This window comes from Streptomyces sp. NPDC024687, from assembly GCF_055559055.1.
The window spans coordinates 951,434-971,714 of the sequence record NZ_JBVHLJ010000002.1; the positions used below are offsets into that span (position 1 = coordinate 951,434).

The following is a 20,281-nucleotide window of genomic DNA, read 5'->3' on the forward strand; positions in this document are numbered from 1 at the left end:
GACAGGTCGATTGGTCCATACCAACTTGGTTGCGCACCCCGCTGCACTCCCCTGCAGCTCTCTGCACTCCCGAACACCCCCATTTCTTCAGGGAGATCGCGTGCGCAACCCACTCAGACGTTCCAGACTCGTCGCCCTCCTCGGCTCCGCCGCACTGGCATTCGTCGGTGCCCTCGCTCTGCCCGGCACGGCTCAGGCGGCCAACATCCTGACCAACCCAGGCTTCGAATCGGGCAGTCTCTCCCCCTGGACCTGCACCGGAAACCTCGGTTCGGTCGTCTCCTCTCCCGTGCACGGGGGCTCCAAGGCCCTTCAGGGCGCGGTGAGTTCGAGCGACAACGCGCAGTGCAGCCAGACCGTCGCCGTCCGGCCGAACACGGCCTACTCGCTCAGCGGCTGGGTCCGCGGCTCCTACGTCTACCTCGGCGTGAACGGCGGCGCCTCCACGTGGACGAGCTCCCCGTCGGCGTACAGCCAGCTCACCACGAACTTCACCACCGGCGCCGCGCAGACCAGCGCCACGATCTACGTCCACGGCTGGTACGCCCAGGGCACCTACTACGCCGACGACATCAGCCTCGACGGGCCCGGCGGCGGGGGCGGTTCGGACACGCAGGCGCCGAGCGCGCCGACCGGGCTCGCCTCCACGGGCAAGACGTCGTCCAGCGTGTCCCTGAAGTGGAACGCCTCGACGGACAACGTGGGCGTCACGGCCTACGACATCTACAGCGGCTCCAACAACATCCTCGCCGTCTCCGGTACGTCAGCCACCGTCAGCGGTCTCTCGCCCAGCACGGCGTACACCTTCACCGTCAAGGCGCGCGACGCGGCCGGGAACACCTCCGGGGCATCCAACTCGGTGAGCGTGACGACCGACGCGGGCGGCGGGGGCGGCACCGGCTTCAAGCAGGCCGCGCCGTATCTGTACGAGGGCTGGGGCGATCCGCCGAACCCGAGCACGGTGATGAGCGCGACCGGCGTCAAGTGGTTCACGATGGCGTTCATGCTGGACTCCGGTGGCTGCAACCCCGCCTGGGACGGCAGCCGGCCGTTGACCGGCGGTATCGACCAGAGTGCCATCAACCAGATCCGTGCCGCCGGCGGTGACATCGTGCCGTCGTTCGGCGGCTGGCAGGGCAGCAAGCTCGGTGCCAACTGCTCCTCCGCGAGCGCGCTGGCGGCCGCCCTCCAGAAGGTGATCGACACCTACTCGCTCAAGGCGATCGACATGGACATCGAGAACAGCGACGAGTTCGAGAACGAGGCCGTGCAGGCGAGGATCCTGACCGCACTGAAGACGGTCAAAGCCAACAACCCCGGCCTGAAGACCATCGTCACCTTCGGCACCTCGACCACCGGCCCGACCTACTACGGCAACCGGCTCATCGAGCAGGCGCAGTCGCTGGGCGCGAACATCGACGTCTTCACCATCATGCCGTTCGACTTCGGCGGCGGCTCCGACATGTACGGCAGCACCGTGAACGCCACGGAGGGGCTGAAGGCCAAGCTGAAGTCCACCTTCGGCTGGGACGACGCCACCGCGTACGCCCACATCGGCATCTCCGGTATGAACGGCCTCTCCGACCAGCAGGAGAACACGACCCCGGCGATCTGGACCCAGATCCGTGACTGGGCGAACTCCCATCACCTCGCCCGGCTCGCCTTCTGGTCGGTCAACCGCGACCGGCCGTGCCCGGGCGGCGGAGTCGTCAGCAACTGCTCCGGCATCAGCCAGAGCACCTGGCAGTTCACCTCGATCACGGCCGGCTTCACCGGCTGAACCCGGTCCCTTGTCGATGCCGGGCCACAGCGGGCCGAGAACCCGCCGTGGCCCGGCATCGCCGTCAGGGCCGACCCGCCCCCCCGGTACAGCTCCAGTTGCCCGTCCAGTTCCACCTTGAGCACCGTGGCGTACGGATCGAGGTCGGCCTCGGCGGGCGGGTCGATCCACACGATGCCCACGGCCTCGTGGAGTCCGCCGACCACCTGGTGGCCCAGTTCCCTGCCGGTGCCCAGGACCGTGACCCTGCGGACCGGTGTGACCAGGCCCTTCAGGCCCACTTCGGCGCGGGGTGCGTCGTAGAGCACCAGGTAGAGCGTGCGGCCGTCCGCGGAGAGCGTGCTCGGCCCGTAGTGGTGCCCGGCGGGCAGCCCGCGCACGGTCCCGTACACCGCCTCGGAGTGCTTGCGGATCCACTCCCCCAGACCCTCCAGGCGCTCCACCTGAGGCTCCGGGATGGTGCCGTCCTCCATCGGGCCGACGTCGAGCAGCAGATTGCCGCCCCCGCCGATGGTCTCGGTGAAGTAGCGGATCAGCTGGGCGAGCGACTTGTGGTGGTGGTCCTCGTGCCGGTACCCCCAGGAGTCGTTGATCGTCAGGCACAGCTCCCATGGACCGTCGGGCGGTTCGATGGGAGCGCCCTGTTCGGGGGTGGCGTAGTCGCCCTCGCCGAGCATGCGCGCGTTGAAGACGACGTCCGGCACGTACGACCGTATGAGCGCGGCGAGTTCGGGGATGCGCCACTGCTCCTCGCTGCGCTCCCACTCGCCGTCGAACCACATCAGGTCGGGCCGGTAGTGGGAGGCGAGCTCCCGGACCTGGCCGTCCCGGTAGGCGATGAACCGCTCCCAGGCCGCCAGGTCCTCGTCCTCGGCGGCGACCTCGGAGTAGCGGTTGTCCTCCTGCTCCGGCGGGCGGCCCGGCTTGCGCGTGGAGGCGTAGTCGGGGTGGTTCCAGTCGGAGTGCGAGTAGTACAGGCCGACCTTCAGGCCCTTGTCCCGCAGCGCCTCGGCGTAGGGACCGAGGTAGTCCCTGCCGAGGTTCAGGTCGCCGAACTCCGTGTCCCACAGGGCCACTCCGTCATGGTGACGGCTCGTCAGCACCGCGTACTTCGCGCCCGCGCGTGCGAACAGGTCGGCCCACGCGCGGGGGTCGTACTTCGCCCCCGTGAAGCGCTCCAGCTGGGACATGTACTGATCGTGCGGGACGATGTCGTCGTAGAACGACCAGGACTCCTGGACGCCGTTCACGGCGTAGATGCCCCAGTGGACGAAGATCCCCAACTTGGCGTCGGTGAACCACGGTTGCATCGGCACGGGTCAGCCCCTGCTCAGCCGGAGCGTCAGCACCTGGAAGGGGCGCAGCGAGACCCGCACCCCGCCGCCTGTGACCTCGGCCCTCTCGTCCTCCAGCGGGCGCTCCAGCAGGTCGGTGACCTGGGCGCCGGCCAGCGGGAACCCGGTGCGCAGCACACCCTGGGCGCGGCCGCCGCCCGACTCGTAGAGACGGACCACGACGTCACCGGAGCCGTCGTCGGCGAGCTTGACCGCCTCGACGGTCACGCCCTGGCCGTCGACCGAGACGACCGGCTCGGGGGCACCGGCCGCGTCCGCCACCCGGAGCGGGAGGTTGAGGGAGTAGCCCTCGGCGACGGTGTCCTCGATGCTCGCGCCGGGCAGCAGCGCGTAGGTGAAGCGGTGCCTGCCCTGGTCTGCCTCCGGGTCCGGGATGCGCGGGGCGCGGACCAGGCTGAGCCGGACCGTGGTCGTCGTACCGCCGTCCTCACGGACCGTACGGGAGACGTCGTGGCCGTAGGTGGAGTCGTTGATCACGGCGACGCCGTAGCCCGGTTCGCCGACGTGCACCCAGCGGTGGCCGGAGACCTCGAAACGGGCCGCCTCCCAGCTGGTGTTGGTGTGCGTGGGCCGCTGGACGTGGCCGAACTGGATCTCCGCCGAGGAGTGCGCGGCCCGGACGTCGATCGGGAAGGCCGCCTTGAGGATCTTCTCGGCCTCGTGCCAGTCGATGTCGGTCTCGAAGTCGATCCGGGGACTGCCGGCACGCACGGTGATGGTCTGGGTGATCGTCGAGCCCTTGCCGAAGGACCGGGTCACGCGGATCGCGCCCAGCAGCGGGTCCTCGGAGACGACCTCGACCGAGGTGGGCTCCAGGAGATCCGTGTACCGGTTGTTGTAGTGCTTGTCGATGTCCCAGGCGTCCCAGTAGTTCGGGAGGTCGGTGTGCAGGCGGAGCAGGTTGCCCTTGTCGCCCAGCACCTCCCGGCCGGCCCGCAGGTCGAGGACGGACGACAGCGTGCCGTCCTCCGCCACCTCCACGCGCACCAGGCCGTTGTCGAGGACGCGGCCCTCGGCCTTCACGGGCCGGGCGGGCTCCGCCCCGGTCAGCGGCGCGCTGCCGCTCGCGGGCACCTCGACGTACGCGAGAGCGCCCTCGGAGGTGCGGACCACCTCGGCCCGGTCGAACGGGCTGGTGTTGAAGACCCGCGTGGCACCGGCCCCCAGCGCGGCCACCGCCTCGGCCGTCAGCGTCTCCAACTCCTCGGCCACGCGCGCGTATTCGGCCTCCGCCTCGCGGTGCACCCAGGCGATCGAGGAGCCCGGCAGGATGTCGTGGAACTGGTGCAGCAGGACCGTCTTCCACAGCCGGTCGAGCTTCTCGTACGGGTAGGAGTAGCCCGGCGCGTGCAGCGCGGCCGTGGTCGCCCACAGCTCGGCCTCGCGCAGCTTGTGCTCGGAGCGGCGGTTGCCCTGCTTGGTGCGGGCCTGGGAGGTGTAGGTGGCGCGGTGCAGCTCCAGGTAGAGCTCGCCGACCCAGACCGGGGCGTCCGGGTACTCGGCGCGGGCCTGGGCGAAGAACTCGTCGGGGTGCTCGACGACGACCTTGGGCGAGCCCTCCAGGTCGGCGAGGCGCCGGGCCCGTTCCATGATCTCGCGGGTCGGGCCGCCACCGCCGTCGCCCCAGCCGAAGGGGGCCAGCGAGCGTGAACCGCCGCCCTTCTCCGAGTAGTTGCGGACCGCGCGGTCCATCTCCTCGCCGCTGAAGCGGGCGTTGTAGGTGTCGATGGGCGGGAAGTGGGTGAAGATGCGGGTGCCGTCGATGCCCTCCCACCAGAAGGTGTGGTGGGGGAACTTGTTGGTCTGGTTCCAGGAGATCTTCTGGGTGAGGAACCAGTCGTTGCCGGCCAGCTTGGCGAGCTGCGGGTAGGCGGCGGTGTAGCCGAAGGAGTCCGGCAGCCAGACGCCCTTGGTCTCGACGCCGAAGTGCTCGATGAAGAACCGCTTGCCGTGGATGAGCTGGCGGGCGATGGCCTCGCCGCCGGGCAGGTTGCCGTCCGCCTCGACCCACATGCCGCCGACGGGGGCCCACTGGCCCTTCTTCACGGACTCCTGGATACGGGCCCAGACGTGCGGGTAGTTGTCGCGGACCCACTCGTACTGCTGGGCCTGGGAGCAGGCGAAGATGAAGTCGTCGTACTCGTCGGCGAGCGCGGTGACGTTGGAGAAGGTGCGGGACGTCTTGCGCTTGGTCTCGCGGATGGGCCACAGCCACGCGGAGTCGATGTGGGCGTGGCCGACACCGGAGATGGTGTGGGCGCTGGCGTGGGCGGGCTTGGCCAGCACCGGCGCGAGGACCTCGCGGACCGCCGCCGCGCTGCCGGAGACGTCGTCCAGGTCGAGGGCGTCCATGGCCCGGTCCAGGGCGTGCAGGATCTCGTGGCGGCGGGGCTCGTGCTCGGCGAGGTGGACCATGAGCTCGCGCAGCACCTGGAGGTCCAGGTCGAGGTGGAAGACCTCCTCGTCGAGGACCGCGAGGTCGGCGTGCTGGAAGGTGTAGAGGGGCGCGGAGCCGGCCGTGAGCTTGTCGCCCATCGGCGTGACCTTGGAGAAGTTGTCCTTGAGGATGTCCGGGTTGGAGGCGGCCTCGACCAGGTAGTCGATCTCCTCGCCGCCGTTCGCCGGATTGGCGATGGGGACGTACTGGTTGAGCGGGTTGACGGCCTTCAGAGGGCGGCCGTCGGCCAGGTGGACCAGGGCCTCGGCCTGGTTACCGGGCCAGTCACCCACGAAGCCGAGGTCGATGACGGCCTCGACGCGCTTGCCGGCCCACTCGGCGGGCACCCGGCCGCGCATCCGGAACCAGGTGGTGCCCCAGGGCGGACCCCACGGGGTGTCCATCGCGAAGGGCGTGTAGCGGGCGGCCGCGGCCTCCTCGAAGGAGACCGGTTCGCCCGGCGCCTGCCAGGCCTCGACCTCGAACGGGACGGTGGCCGCGTAGATCGCGGGCTTGATGCGCTGGTCGTGGGCGCGCTGGACGCGCTCCTCGATGCGGCGGCGTTCGTCGTGCATGAAGGGTCTCCAGGGAGGGAGAGGGCGAGCTGGTGGGGCCGGGGAGCGCGGGGAAAGCGCTTTCCAGAAAGAGACGCTACTTAAGGTACGCGAGCCCCGGATGCACCGAGGTGTAGCCCTCGACCAGCTTGCGGGCGACATTGACGGAGTCGACCAGCGGGTGCAGCGCGAAGGCCTTCACCGCGGTCGTGCGCGAGGCGGACTCGGCGGCGGCCAGCACCTCGCGCTCGACCGCCTTGACCGAGCAGACCAGGCCGGTGGCGTGGTCGGGCAGCGGGGCTACGGAGACGGGGTGGGCGCCGTTGGCGTCGACGAGGCAGGGCACCTCGATGACGGCGTCGTGGTCGAGCACGGAGAGCGTGCCCTGGTTGCGGACGTTGAGGATCAGGGTGGCGCGCTCGTCGCGGGCGATGGCCCGCATCAGGGCGAGGGCGACCTTCTCGTAGCCGCCGGAGAGGTCGTCGGCGTCGCGTTCGCCGGCGCCGGCCGTCTCCCGGTTCTCGGACATGTAGGTGGCCTCGCGCTCGGCACGCGTGCGGTCCCAGACGTCCAGCGCCTTGGCGCCGGGCGCGCCGACCTCGTCGTAGAACCGTGCCTGCTGGTCGGCGAGGAAGGCGCCGCGGGTCTTCTCGGCCTGCTGGTAGGAGCGGACGGCCTCGCGGTTGAAGTAGTAGTAGTGCAGGTACTCGTTGGGGATCGCGCCGAGCGACCGGAGCCAGTCGACGCCGAAGAGCTTGCCCTCCTCGAAGGAGCCCAGCAGGTCGGGGTCGGCGAGCAGGCGCGGGAGCTCGTCCCGGCCGGCGATCTTCAGGCCCCGGACCCAACCGAGGTGGTTGAGGCCGACGTAGTCGATCCAGGCCTCGTTGGGATTGGCGCCGAGCACGCGCGCGATACGGCGGCCGAGGCCGACCGGGGAGTCGCAGATGCCGATGACGCGGTCGCCGAGGTGGCGGGACATGGCCTCGGTGACCAGGCCCGCCGGGTTGGTGAAGTTGATGACCCAGGCGTCGGGGGCGAGGCGGGCCACGCGCCGGGCGATGTCCACGGCGACCGGGACCGTGCGCAGGCCGTAGGCGATGCCACCCGCGCCGACCGTCTCCTGGCCGAGGACGCCCTCGGCGAGGGCCACCCGCTCGTCGTCGGCACGCCCTTCCAGGCCGCCGACGCGGATCGCCGAGAAGATGAAGTCGGCGCCGCGCAGGGCCTCGTCGAGGTCGGTGGTGGCGGTCACCGTGGGGGCGTCCGGGACTCGTGCCGCCTGCTCGGCGAGCACCCGGGTCACCGCGGAGAGCCTTCGGTCGTCCAGGTCGTGCAGGACGACCTCGGTCACCCGGCCCTCCGCGCGGTCCGTCAGCAGCGCCCCGTACACGAGCGGGACCCGGAAGCCGCCGCCGCCAAGAATCGTCAGTTTCACCGGGTGCCTCCAAAAATGCCCCGGCGTTCAGGCTGGGACGAATCATCTCCGGACAGCGCGTCGCGAGAACCGGGCACGCGCTGCCTCCTTGCACTTGCTCCGAGAACCCGGGCCGGCGTCGACCCGGCCACTGTCGGTCGCATACGACCCGGGCGCCCACTGAGCGGTCGGGCGGCGTGAGCCAGGGATCTCCTTCGATTCCGGGGGCGCGGATTCAAGCTTGAGCCTTTCCTGCCAGGACCACCTCGACGCCCGCCTCCTCCAGGGAGGACCGGGTCACCGCGTCGACCGGCGCGTTCGTCACCACCACGTCCAGGGCCTCGGGACCGCAGACCTTCGCCATGCCCGTGCCCGGGAACTTGGCGGTGTCGGCGAGCAGGACGACCTTTTCGCTCGCCTTGATCATCGCCCGTTTCACCGGCACCTCCACGACCGTCGTGTCCATCACCTGCCCGCCCGGGCGCACTCCACTGGTGCCGAGGAAGAGCCAGTCGGAGTGCAGCTGGCGCAGGTTGTCCTCGGTGAGGAAGCCGACCAGGGAGCGGTACTCGCGGCGGACCATCCCGCCGAGCAGCACCAGCTCGATGCCCTCGTCGTCGGCGAGCTCCTCGTAGACCACCAGGTTGCTGGTGATCACGGTGAGCCGGCGGCCGTGCAGCTGCCGGGCCAGCCGGTAGGCGGTGGTGCCGATGTCGAGCAGCACGGACTGGCCGTCCTGGACCAGCGCCGCGGCGCGGGCGGCTATGGCGTCCTTCTCGGCCACCCTGACCTCGGCGACCTCGGCGAAGGGCTGATCGCCCTCCTCGGCGCGCGCGCCGCCGTGCACCCGGGTGAGCAGCCCGTCCTCCTCCAGCTTGACGAGGTCACGCCGGATGGTGGCGGGGCTCACACCGAGCTGCTCGGAGAGGTCGGTCACAGCCGCGGGGCCGCCGGAGCGCAGGGCCCGCAGGATGAGTTGGTGTCGTCGTTCAGCCAGCACACCGTGAACACTACTCGTCATCTTCAATCATTTCTATGCTCAGTTCTGCTTGGGTATTGACCAATCTCGTCGAGCGGCGCACGATTCCCGTCATCGAAATTGACGAGTTTTGACGAGAGGCACTCACGTGGACGACGACCGGCCCGAGGTGCTGCTGACCGGGCTGCTCTTCTACGACCTCGTCCTGACGGGTCTGGGAAAGCCGCCGACTCCGGGTGAGGAGATCTGGACGGCCGGTATGGGCTGCGGCCCCGGCGGCATCGCCAACCTGGCGGTCGCAGCGTCCCGCTTCGGCCTGCGCACCTCACTGGCCACGGTCTTCGGCGACGACTTCTACGGCGCCCACTGCCAGGAGATCCTCGCGGGTCAGGAGGGTGTCGACCTCTCGCTCTCGCGGATCGCGGAGGGCTGGCACACCCCGGTCACCGTCGCGCTCGCCCACGGTGACGACCGTGCCCTGGTCACCCACGGCCAGGAACCGCCGTACTCCCAGGACACGCTGATGGGCGACCCGCCCGAGGCGCGCACGGCCCTCGTCCACCTGGAGGCCGAGCCGCGCGCCTGGCTCTCCAAGGCCGCCGCGAACGGCACGCACATCTACGCGGACGTCGGCTGGGACCCCACCCAGGTGTGGTCCACCGACCTCCTCGACCAGCTGGCCCTGTGCCACGCCTTCCTGCCCAACGAGGGCGAGGCGATGGCCTACACCCGCACCGACAGCGCGGTCGCGGCCCTCGGCACGCTCTCCGAACTGGTCCCGGTGGCCGTGGTCACCCGGGGCGGGGACGGCGCGGTCGCCGTCGACCAGGTCACCGGCGAGTACGCGGACGTCCCGGCCCTGCCCGTCGACGTCCTCGACGCCACGGGCGCCGGTGACGTGTTCGGCGCGAGCTTCGTCGCGGCCTCGCTCGGCGGCTGGCCGCTGGAGGAACGGCTCCGGTTCGCCGTCCTCGCCGCCGGTCTGTCCGTACGGCATCACGGCGGGGCCCTGGCGGCCCCGGGCTGGTACGGAGTGGACCGGTGGTGGCGCTCGCTGACGGACCCCGCTCTGAAGCGCGCGTACGGCTTCCTGGCCGACCGCATCCCCGCGGACGTGGGCCCGCCGGTGCACCACGCGCCGGTCACCCCGCCGGCCAGGCCGGCACCGGTCGCGCCGCCGGCCCGCCTCTCACCCGAGCACTCCCCCGTGCTCCCACCCGACACCGCACGGCAGCACTGATCCGCAAGCCCCCACGAGCCCCCTCACATGCACGTCCCGAAAAGACCCGAAAGGCGGTGGGAGCTGTGCGGCTCTCACGAAGAGGCCTGCTCCGCGCGGGCCTGGGCGGTACAGCCGCCGCGGCACTCGGCGGCCTGGCCACCGGCTGTGCCGTTCCTGCCGGTTCCACCGGCCGCAACATGGTCCTCTGGTACTGGAGCGGCGGTCTGAGCGACACCATCGTCAAGAACGCCAAGGCGCGTTACGGCAGTTCGGTGGACCTTCAGGCCATCCAGATCGGCGGCCAGTACCGCTCGAAGCTCATCACCACCATCACCGGCCGGGCCCACATCCCCGACATCGCGGGGCTCAAGGGCGAGGACATGGCCGCCTATCTGCCGAACGCGGACCAGTTCATCGATCTGCGGACGCTGGGCGCGGAGAAGTACAAGGACCAGTACCTGTCCTGGAAGTGGGACCAGGGCATCGCCGACGACGGCACGATGGTCGGCTTCCCGATCGACTGCGGACCGGTCGCGCACTTCTACCAGTACGACGTCTTCCGCAAAGCGGGGCTGCCGTACGAGCCCGACGACGTGAGCGCGCAGCTCGACACCTGGGAGAAGTTCTTCGACGCGGGCGTGCGGCTGGGCCGGCGCGTGCCGGGCGCGAAGCTGCTCACCGACGTCAACTCGGTCTTCGAGAACGTCGTGCAGCAGGGTGCGAAGCGGTACGTCGACAAGGACCGCCACTTCATCGGCGACCAGGAGCACGTGCGCCGGGCCTGGGCGCTGGCCGTGGAGGCCAAGCGGCGGAAGATCGTCTCGGACCTGGTCAGCGGTACCCCGGACCAGCTGTCGGCGATCCAGGACGGCAAGCTGCCGAGCCAGCTCAACGCCTCCTGGGCCTCCTTCGACATCAAGAACGGCGTGCCCAGGACCAAGGGCAGGTGGCGGGTGGCGCAGATGCCGGTCCGGCCCGCCAACAACGGCGGCTCCTTCCTGTCGGTCACCAAGGAGTGCCGGGAGCCCGAGCAGGCCTTCGAGATCATCACCTGGATCCTCAACGCGTCGAACCAGGCCCAGGGTTACGTCGACGCGGGGCTCTTCCCCTCCACGCCCGCCTCCTACCGGCTGAAGCAGATGCGGGAGCCCGACCCGTTCTTCGGCGGCCAGGTCACCACGGACGTCTTCGGACCGGCCGCGCAGAAGATCGTGGTCGCCTACAACAGCCCGTTCGACATCGCGCTCGGACAGCCCATCAAGGACGAGATCAAGAACGTCGGCGTCCTCGGCAAGGACCCCAAGAAGGCCTGGAGTGACGCCATGAGCAAGTGCCGGCGCATCGCGAAGCACCTGGGGGTGAGCTACTGATGGCCGTCCTGGAGCAGACCGCGCCCACGGTGGCACAGCCGTCGCCCACGCAGCCCAGAAAGGGCTGGCGCGCGTACTGGCACCTCTACGCCGCGATCTCCCCCTTCTACCTGATCTTCCTCGGCTTCGGCCTCTTCCCGGTCGGCTTCTCGCTCTACCTGTCCTTCCACCGCTGGGACGGCCTCGGCCCGATGGAGTGGGCCGGACTCTCGCAGTACCAGTACCTGCTGAGCGACAGCGACTTCTGGAACTCGATCGGCAACACGCTCATCATCTGGGCGCTGGCCACCTTCCCCATGATCCTCCTGGCGATGGTCACGGCCGTGATGCTCAACTCCGCGGTCCGCTTCAAGGGCCTGTACCGCGTCGCGTACTTCCTGCCGAACGTCACCTCGGTCGTCGCGATCGCCATCGTCTTCGGCTCGATCTTCTCCACCAACGCCGGCATGGTGAACGCCGTCCTGCACGCGGTCGGGATCGACCAGGTGGCCTGGCTGAACACCCCGTGGGGCATCAAGGTCACCATCGCCGCGCTGATGACCTGGCAGTGGACCGGCTACAACGCCATCATCTTCCTCGCCGGACTGCAGACCATTCCGGGCGAGCTGTACGAGGCGTCGCGTGTGGACGGCGCCGGGCCCGTCCAGACCTTCTTCCGGATCACGCTGCCACTGCTGCGGCCCACCCTGCTGTTCGTGCTCGTCGTCTCGACCGTCACCGGTCTGCAGAGCTTCTCCGAGCCACAGGTCCTGCTCCAGACCTCCTCCAACGACTCGACGTTCGCGGGCGGTCCGGGCCACTCGGGCCAGACGATGGTCCTCTACTTCTTCCAGCAGACCTTCGACAACAACGACTTCGGGTACGGCGCCGCGGTGGCCTGGGGCATCTTCCTCGTCGTCGTCCTCTTCTCGATCATCAACTGGCGCCTCGTGCAGCGCCGGGGCGACTAGGAAGGGCCCACCATGGCTGCCATCAAGGGGTCCCGCCGCAGAGGGATCGCGCTGCACCTCCCGCTGATCATCGGCACCCTGATCTCGGCGTTCCCGTTCTACTGGGCCGTGATCATGTCGACGCACAGCTCGACGGAGATCTTCTCCTACCCGCCGAAGCTGCTCCCGGGCACGCACTTCCTGGAGAACGTCCGCCATCTCTTCGACGCCGTCGACTTCTTCGGGTCGATGTGGAACTCGCTGCTGGTCGCGGTGTCGGTGACCTTCCTGGTCCTGCTCTTCGACTCCCTCGCCGCGTTCGTCTTCGCCAAGTTCGAGTTCCCCGGCAAGAACGTGCTGTTCGGGCTCCTCATGGTCATCTTCATGGTGCCCGCGCAGCTCTCGGTGATCCCGCAGTTCGTCATCATGGCGAAGATCGGCTGGATCGGCTCGATGACCGCGCTGATCGTGCCGGCCGCGGCCAACGCCTTCGGCATCTTCTGGATGCGCCAGTACATGAAGACGGCCATCCACGACGAACTGCTCGACGCCTCCAAGCTGGACGGCGCCAACTTCCTGCGCCAGTACTGGCACGTGGCGCTGCCGGTGGTCCGCCCCGGCCTCGCCTTCCTCGGCATCTTCACCTTCATGGGCCAGTGGAACGACTTCGCCTGGCCCCTGATCGCCCTGACCAACCCCGGCAACGTGACCCTCCAGGTCGCGCTGTCCCAGCTCAACGGCACCCACGGCACCACCGACTACGGCATCGTGATGACCGGCGCCCTGCTCGCCCTCGTCCCGCTGCTCATCGTGTTCGCGATCGGCGCCAAGCAGATCATCGGCGACCTCGCGAAGGGAGCCGTGCGCGGATGACGGACGATCCCCTGATCGCCCTGCGCCCCTGGGAGGCACCCGAGGTGACCTCCTGGGGACGGCTGCCCATGAACGCCGTCGACCGGCGCTCCGGAGCACTCCCCCTGGACGGCGACTGGCGTTTTCGGTTGCTGCCCACTCCGGACGCACCGGTCGGCGGTGCCTGGTCCTCGGCATACGTCCCCGGCGTCTGGACGATGCAGGGCACCGACGACCTGCCGCAGTACCTCAACGTGCGGATGCCGTTCCCCGAGTTCCCGCCCCACTCCCCCACGGCGAATCCCACGGGCGTGTACGAGCGTGAGCTGGACGTCCCCGCCGAGTGGGCCGGACGCCGGATCGTGCTCCAGGTCGGGGCCGCCGAGAGCGTGCTGCTGGTGCACGTGAACGGCCGGCCCGTCGGCGTCTCCAAGGACTCCCATCTGGCCGCCGAGTTCGACCTGACGGGCCTGGTCACCCCCGGCTCGCCCAGCACGCTGCGGCTCACCGTCGTCAAGTGGTCGGACGCCTCGCACATCGAGGACCAGGACCAGTGGTGGCACGGCGGGATCACCCGCTCGGTGCTGCTGTACGCGACGGACCCGCTGCATCTGGCGGACGTGACCGTGCGGGCGGCTGCCGACGGGGATCTGCGGATCGACTGCCAGGTGCGGAACACGGGCGGGGCGCTACCCGAGGGGTGGTACGTCACCGGGGAGCTGGACGGTCTACCGCTGGCTCAGGACGCGGAGTTCGACCGGTTCAACCGGGAGGACGACCGGGTCTCCGACTTCCTCGGCGAGGCACGTCTGGCCGCCACCGTCCCGGACGTCCGCACCTGGAACGCCGAGCAGCCCGAGCTGTACGGCCTCGCCGTCCGGCTGCACCGCGCGGACGGCACGGTCGCCGACACCGCACGGCACCGGATCGGATTCCGGGACATCGAGATCGCCGGCCGGGATCTGCTGGTCAACGGCGAGCGGGTGTTCATCCGGGGCGTCAACCGGCACGACTTCCACCCGCTGACCGGGCGGACGGTGTCGTACGACGACATGCGCGCGGATCTGATCACGCTGAAGCGGTTCGGGTTCAACGCGATCCGCACCTCGCACTACCCGAACGACCCGGCGCTGTACGACCTCGCCGACGAGTTCGGGTTCTACGTGGTCGACGAGGCGGACATCGAGTCGCACGACCACGCCCACGAGATCGCCGACGACCCGCGCTATCTGAACGCCTTCGTGGACCGGGTCTCGCGGATGGTGCTGCGGGACAAGAACCACCCGTCGGTCATCGTCTGGTCGCTGGGCAACGAGTCCGACTACGGGGCGAACCACGACGCGGCCGCCGGGTGGGTGCGCCGCCACGATCCGACACGGCCGGTCCAGTACGAGGGCGCGGCCAAGCTCGACTGGGCGGCCACCGACGACGCGTCCGACATCGCCTGCCCCATGTACGCCTCGCTGGAGGAGTGTGTGGAGCACGCGCTCTCCGGACGGCAGACCAGACCGCTGATCTGGTGCGAGTACTCCCATGCCATGGGCAACAGCAACGGCACGCTCGCGGACCATTGGGCGGCCATCGAGTCAACCCCGGGTCTTCAGGGCGGGTTCATCTGGGAGTTGTGGGACCACGGCATTCTCCAGCGTGTGAACGACGGCAGACCGGTCGGGCGTGGGGGCGCCGGGCTGTATGACAACGGTGTCGCCGCGCCCGGGCATCGCTGGGCGTACGGCGGCGACTTCGGCGAGGTCCGCCACGACAGTGCCTTCATCGCGGACGGTGTGGTCCTGCCCGACCGCACACCCAAGCCGGTGATGTACGAGCACCGGGAGATCGCGGCGCCGGTGCGCATCGAGTGCTTCCGGCACGAGGGCATCGTGCTCGGCAACCACCAGCACTTCCGGGGCCTGGACTGGCTGGCCGCCGTGTGGGAGCTGTCGTTGGCCGACGGGCAGACGCTGACCTCACCCGCCGAGCTGCCCGATCTGCGGCCCGGCGAGACGGCGGCGGTGCCGCTGCCGTTCGAGCTGCCCGAAGACGGCGGCGAGGCGTGGCTGACGCTGCGGGTGACGACCGCGGACGACGAGCCGTGGGCGCCGCGCGGAACGGTGGTGTGCGCGCCCCAGGTGCGGCTGCGGGAGGCCGTCCCGCATGCTCCTGCGGCCGTGCGGAACCGTTCCGTCAAGATCGACGACGACGGTCTCCTGGTCCATCCCCTGCTCACCCGCGCCCCCACGCTCTCCCTGTGGCGCGCCCCCACCGACAACGACGAGCTCGGCGGCATGGCGGCGCGCTGGCGCGACTGGGGTCTCGACGCGCCGGTGCGCAAGGTCGCGCACATCCGGCAGACCCCCGGACAGGTCACCGTGCATGCCGAGTACGCCTGCGAGGCCGGTGTCGTCCGGCATGTGCAGGTCCTCACCGCCGTCGAGGGCGGAATCCACATAGCGGAGTCGGCCGAGCTGCCGGAGCGGCTCGACGACGTGGCACGGGTCGGCTCCGTGTTCGAGACGATCGCCGGGCTCGACCTGATGGAGTGGTACGGACAGGGCCCCTGGGAGTCGTATCCGGACCGCGCCTTCGGAGCGCCGGTCGGCCACCACGCGGTGCCCGTGGACGAGTTGTTCACCCCCTATCTGCGCCCGCAGGAAAACGGTGGCCGGCACGGTGTACGGCACTTCACGCTCTCCGCGCCGGACGCCACCGGCCTGACGGTCGTCCTGGACGAACCCCGCCAGGTCGGCGTGAGCCGGTACCGCACCGCGGACCTCACCTCTGTCACGCACCACGACGAACTCGTCCCGCGGGCCGGCTGTGTCGTGCACATCGACGCGGCCCACCGGGGCCTCGGCACCGCCTCGTGCGGACCCGACACGTTCGCCTCCTACCTCGTCACGCCGGGCGTCCACCGCTGGAGCTGGACGCTGCGCGCGCTCTGAATCCCCCTTCTTCTTCACTTCCCTCGCAACGGAGCACACGTGTGTACTTCACATGAGCACGATCAGGGCGAGGCCGCCCAGGCCGGTGCCGGACGGCGCAGTTTCCTGCGGGCGACGGCACTGCTGGGCGCGGTCGCCACAGCGGGGGTCGCCCTGCCGACCGTGGCCGAGGCCGCGGTGTCCGGGTATCGTCCCGACACCCGGAGCCGGCGCTTCACGCTCGCCGTCATGCCCGACACGCAGTACCTCTTCGACGGGCCGAGCATCGACAAGGCTCCCGTCGAGGCCTCGCTGCGGTATCTGCTGGAACAGGGGAAGGACGAGAACATCGTCTTCCTGTCCCACCTCGGCGACCTCACGCAGAACGGCGCGGCACCCGAGTGCGCCGCGATCGGTGAGGCGTTCGAGCTGCTCGACCGGCGCGGGGTCGGCTACAGCGTCCTCGCGGGCAACCACGACGTGAAGTCGTCCACCACCGACCAGCGCGGCGCGACGCCGTACCTGGACGTGTTCGGTCCCGACCGGTTCAAGGGCCACAGGACGTTCGGGGGCGCCTCCCCGGACGGCTACAACACGTACCACCTGTTCGAGGCCGCGGGCCGGGAGTGGATGGTCCTCGCCCTGGACTGGCGGCTGTCGGACCAGGGGTACGCGTGGGCGAAGAGCGTCCTGGCCGCCCACCCGACGACGCCGGTAATCCTGACCACGCACGAGCTGGTCGTCGAGGACGACACCCTCTCGGACTACGGTCAGCAGCTGTGGGACCGGCTGGTCAAGGACCACGACCAGATCTTCCTCACCCTCAACGGCCACTACTGGCCCGCCGGCCGGGCGACCCGCAGGAACACGGCGGGCCACGACGTCCATCTGCACCTGACGAACTACCAGAACCGGTACTTCGGCGGCGCGGCCATGATCCGCCTGTACCGCTTCGATCTCGACCGCGGTGTGATCGACGTGGAGACGGTCTCCCCGTGGATCCTCGGCCGGGCCGCCAAGGGGCTCAACGAGCTGGAGCGGCAGGAGATCGAACTCAGCGGTGACGCCGACCGGTTCTCGGTCGACATCGACTTCGCCTCGCGCTTCGCCGGCTTCGACCCGGTGCCCGCGCGTGCGGCCCGCCCGGCGTCGAAGATGCTGATCCCCGGGACGGCCGCGTACTGGCGCTTCGAGTCGGCGGTCTCCGGCACGGTCCGCGACCTCTCCGGCCGCGGCAACGACCTCACCGTCGTATCGGTGGGCGGCGGTTCGCTGGGCTGGTCCGCGGACCACCACCCCGACCAGCCCGGCCACGGCAGCCTGGAGTTCCAGGGCTACAAGTCGCCGCTCAAGGGCGCCTATCTCCAGACGGTCGACAAGGCCCCGCTCAACTCAGCGGTGTTCAAGGACGGTTACACCATCGAGGTGTTCTACCGTATGCCCGCGGACTGGGACCCGGACCACAACGCCTGGTCGGGGCTGGTCAGTCGGCGGGGAACCGGCGGCGCCGCGGGCAAGACCGGTGACGATGCCGACGAGCCGCTCGCCACCCTCTCGCTCTCCAACGACCGCGAGCCCCAGTGGGCCATGCGCCCGCTCAACCAGGAGGGCATCGCGACCAACTGGGGCCAGGAGACACCTCTGGAGACCTGGTGGCACCTCGCCGTCGTCAACGACGGCAGGCACACCACGCTGTATGTCCAGGGCTGCCCGGTGGTCCGCAATCCGAAGGCGTCCGCCGTCGGGATCGCCTCGGTCGGACTGCCGTGGCTGGTGGGCGGCTACACGTACGCCGACAAGATCGACCAGATCTTCCACGGCCGTCTCGGTGACGTCCGGATCGTCTCACGGGCGCTCCCCGTCTCCTCCTTCATGACTCGCTGACCCCTTTTCGAGGATCACCATGACCGAGCAGCAGCTGCCCTCCTGGGCGGACCCCTCCGTCAACTCCGCCGACCTCGACGCGCAGGGCGTGTCGAGACGCGGACTCCTGCGCCGCGCGGGCCTGTTCGGGGCCGCGTTCGCCCTTGGGTCGGCGACGACGCCCGCCTTCGCCGCTTCCGGGAAGCGGGGCTTCGGCGGCGAGGACCCACACCTCGCCTACCTGGTGGGCGACCACCACGTGCACTCCGTGTACAGCCACGACGCCAAGTACACGTTCTCCCAGCAGGCGCAGGCCGCGGCGAAGTACGGCCTCGACTGGATGGTCTTCAACGAGCACTCCAACTTCGGACACGCCTACTACGGCGCCGCGATGGAGCACAAGGAGATCCTCAAGGCCAGGGCCGAGAACCCGCGCCAGCTGATCTTCCAGGGCCTGGAGTGGTACATCCCGGCCGCCGAGCACTGCACGGTGTTCGCGGCCCCGGGACCGCACGAGACCGACCTGCTCACGCAGTTCGAGCTCGCCTACGACGGCAAGCTCCTGGGCTACACCGAGGGGTCCGCGGGCGCCGCCGACACCGCGCGCAACGAGGCCCACGCCGTCAAGGCGATCAAGTGGCTGGCGGAGCAGCGCCGTTCGGGCTATGTCGACGACGTCCTCGTGCTCGCCAACCACCCGCTGCGGCTCGGCATCGACTCCCCGCACGAGCTGCGGGGCTGGCGGGACGCGGCCCCCGAGATCATGATCGGCATGGAGGGCGCCCCGGGCGCCCAGGGCGCGGCGATCCCCGGCTGGCGCGGGGCGAGCTCGATCCGCGGCGAGTACGAGAACAAGCCCTCGGCGCAGTCATGGTCGGGCTATCCGGCGGACGCGTATGTGACGTACGGCGGCTTCGACTGGGCGACGGCGACCGTCGGCGGGCTGTGGGACTCGATGCTGGCCGAAGGCAGCCTGTTCTCGATCACCACGAACTCCGACAACCACCGCACCGTCTTCGACACCTGGAAGAACGGCGACTGGCCGGCGGGGCAGAACTTCGACAACACCGGCAGGCTGCCCGACCCGGTGAACACCGACACCCCGCAGCCCGGCAGCGACTTCTGGCCGGGCGAGTTCAGCCGCACCCACGTCGGCGTGACCCGCTACGGCTACCGCGCGGTCATGGCGGGGCTGCGCGCGGGCCGTGTCTGGGCGGACCACGGGCATCTGCTCGACGGACTCGACGTGCGCGTGAAGCGGGACTGCGACTCCGGGCGCGGTGTCACGCTGGGCGGACGGCTGCGGGTCCGCAAGGGCGAGCGGATCACGCTGTACGTGACGGTCACCAGCGCCTCCCGGCCCAATCCCCAGGGAATCCTGCCCGAGTTGGCGCACGTGGACGTGATCCGGGGCGCGGTGCGCGGTCCGGTGAGCGACCGGGACGGCTGGAAGGCGCCCGACACCAAGGTCGTCCAGACGCAGGACGTCTCCGGGCGGAAGGGGACGTACACCCTGCGTATCCCGCTGACCGCCGGGGACGAGTCCTTCTACGTCCGGCTGCGCGGCAGCGACGGCAACCGGCACGGTACGGGGTATCTCGGCGCCTCGGTCGACCCGCACGGCCCGATTCCGCACGAGCCCGGCAACGGTGACCCGTGGGCGGACACCTGGTTCTATTCCAACCCCGTCTTCGTGGACGTGGCAGGGGCCTGACGGTTAGTCACCTCTTCGCTCACTTTGAGTAGGCGCCAGAGCCTCACAGCCATGCGCTATACGTGTCCGGATCGCTACTCAGAGTTGAAGAAGGGGTCGATATCGATTGCCCCCGATCTCCCCGCACCAGCGTTTCGGCGGGGCGGCAGGCGCGAACAGGAGGGACGAGTGGACCGGCGACGATATACCTCCGGCGCCATTCGAGAGGGGCGCCGACCACGCTTCCTAATAAGTTCGCCCATTTTCCCCTCCGCCCACCTCCCCAAATCGGATCACATCACCACGGCAGGGTCGGTCGACGGAATTCAGTTGCGGCTAATGCGGTTCCGATGCCAGTGAATATGCCGGGTAGATTTATGCAGGGACGAGCACATACTGCATACACCGAACACGCGAGCGACCACCTGCACAGGGAGGCTCATCTCGCGTCAACCGGTCCGGAATGGTCCGCAAGTGATCGACATCCACCACTGATGCACTTAGCCGCAAGAGGAATCACACAAGAGGCGGAGCATAGGCTCCATATACGACAAAGGGTGCATACGGCCCACCGGGCGGCCGCGCGGGTAGCCGCCGACCTCGCCCCCCAAGTCGACAGCACAAACCCCTCCCCGTGGGGGCTCCGGGTGAGGGACTTGCCGCCCCATGTGACCTTGTCCAGGCATGTGGTGTTTACTGGGTATCGGTCTGAACCTCGACGGGTCCAGGCCCTTTCCGGAGGCTCCGGGGGTGGTTCCCCGGAGCCTCCTCATTTTCCTTCGCGTTTACCACCGCGGCTCCCGCTGCTCATCTGCGGTAATGACTCCCGAAAGTCCGCATGGATTATCAACGGCCCCTCTTGCGGATAAAACGGTGTTGATCCACCTCCCTTAAGGACCCTGTGATGGACAT

General features: G+C 69.5%; 11 protein-coding genes and 1 pseudogene. 8 read left to right on the forward strand and 4 right to left on the reverse strand.

The features are described from left to right. Positions 1-100: 100 nt before the first annotated feature. A complete protein-coding gene (locus ACZ39I_RS11115; protein WP_467244219.1) occupies positions 101-1,780 on the forward strand; it encodes a carbohydrate binding domain-containing protein in 1,680 nt (559 codons plus the stop codon). A 74-nt stretch (positions 1,781-1,854) separates the two neighbouring features. Here ACZ39I_RS11115 and ACZ39I_RS11120 read toward each other — a convergent pair. The 4 genes and pseudogenes from ACZ39I_RS11120 to ACZ39I_RS11135 form a co-directional block, all read right to left on the reverse strand. Further along, a pseudogene (locus ACZ39I_RS11120) lies at positions 1,855-3,096 on the reverse strand (alpha-L-fucosidase); the annotation flags it as partial. A 3-nt stretch (positions 3,097-3,099) separates the two neighbouring features. Beyond that, on the reverse strand, positions 3,100-6,147 hold the full coding sequence (locus tag ACZ39I_RS11125) for an alpha-mannosidase (protein WP_467244221.1): 3,048 nt from the start codon (positions 6,145-6,147) through the stop codon (positions 3,100-3,102). Between the two features lie 76 nt (positions 6,148-6,223). Then, entirely contained in the window at positions 6,224-7,561 is a 1,338-nt protein-coding gene (locus ACZ39I_RS11130) for a 6-phospho-beta-glucosidase (protein ID WP_467244222.1), read from the reverse strand. A 214-nt stretch (positions 7,562-7,775) separates the two neighbouring features. Then, the gene (locus tag ACZ39I_RS11135; protein ID WP_467244376.1) at positions 7,776-8,540 is read right to left on the reverse strand and encodes a DeoR/GlpR family DNA-binding transcription regulator; all 765 of its coding nucleotides are present in this window, start codon (positions 8,538-8,540) and stop codon (positions 7,776-7,778) included. Positions 8,541-8,667: 127 nt separating this feature from the next. On the opposite strand from ACZ39I_RS11135, the gene ACZ39I_RS11140 reads away from it, so the two are divergent. From ACZ39I_RS11140 to ACZ39I_RS11170, 7 genes are all read left to right on the forward strand, one after another. Beyond that, positions 8,668-9,759: a carbohydrate kinase family protein gene (locus tag ACZ39I_RS11140; protein WP_467244223.1), complete on the forward strand. Its 1,092-nt coding sequence runs from the start codon at positions 8,668-8,670 to the stop codon at positions 9,757-9,759. Between the two features lie 65 nt (positions 9,760-9,824). After that, a complete protein-coding gene (locus ACZ39I_RS11145) occupies positions 9,825-11,111 on the forward strand; it encodes an extracellular solute-binding protein (RefSeq protein ID WP_467244224.1) in 1,287 nt (428 codons plus the stop codon). Beyond that, positions 11,111-12,061, forward strand: coding sequence for a carbohydrate ABC transporter permease (locus tag ACZ39I_RS11150; RefSeq protein WP_467244226.1), 951 nt, complete (start codon positions 11,111-11,113; stop codon positions 12,059-12,061). Before ACZ39I_RS11145 ends, ACZ39I_RS11150 begins: the two co-directional genes overlap by 1 nt. A gap of 12 nt (positions 12,062-12,073) precedes the next feature. Continuing rightward, positions 12,074-12,913: a carbohydrate ABC transporter permease gene (locus tag ACZ39I_RS11155; RefSeq protein ID WP_467244228.1), complete on the forward strand. Its 840-nt coding sequence runs from the start codon at positions 12,074-12,076 to the stop codon at positions 12,911-12,913. Further along, complete coding sequence (locus tag ACZ39I_RS11160) at positions 12,910-15,834, forward strand: glycoside hydrolase family 2 TIM barrel-domain containing protein (RefSeq protein WP_467244230.1); 2,925 nt, start codon at positions 12,910-12,912, stop codon at positions 15,832-15,834. The genes ACZ39I_RS11155 and ACZ39I_RS11160 overlap by 4 nt, the downstream gene beginning before the upstream one ends. 39 nt (positions 15,835-15,873) lie before the next feature. After that, positions 15,874-17,697, forward strand: coding sequence for a LamG-like jellyroll fold domain-containing protein (locus ACZ39I_RS11165; RefSeq protein ID WP_467244231.1), 1,824 nt, complete (start codon positions 15,874-15,876; stop codon positions 17,695-17,697). Between the two features lie 19 nt (positions 17,698-17,716). Beyond that, positions 17,717-19,390 carry a PHP domain-containing protein gene (locus tag ACZ39I_RS11170; RefSeq protein WP_467244232.1) on the forward strand — a complete coding sequence of 558 codons (1,674 nt, stop codon included), beginning with the start codon at positions 17,717-17,719 and terminating at the stop codon, positions 19,388-19,390. The last annotated feature ends 891 nt before the right edge of the window (positions 19,391-20,281 follow it).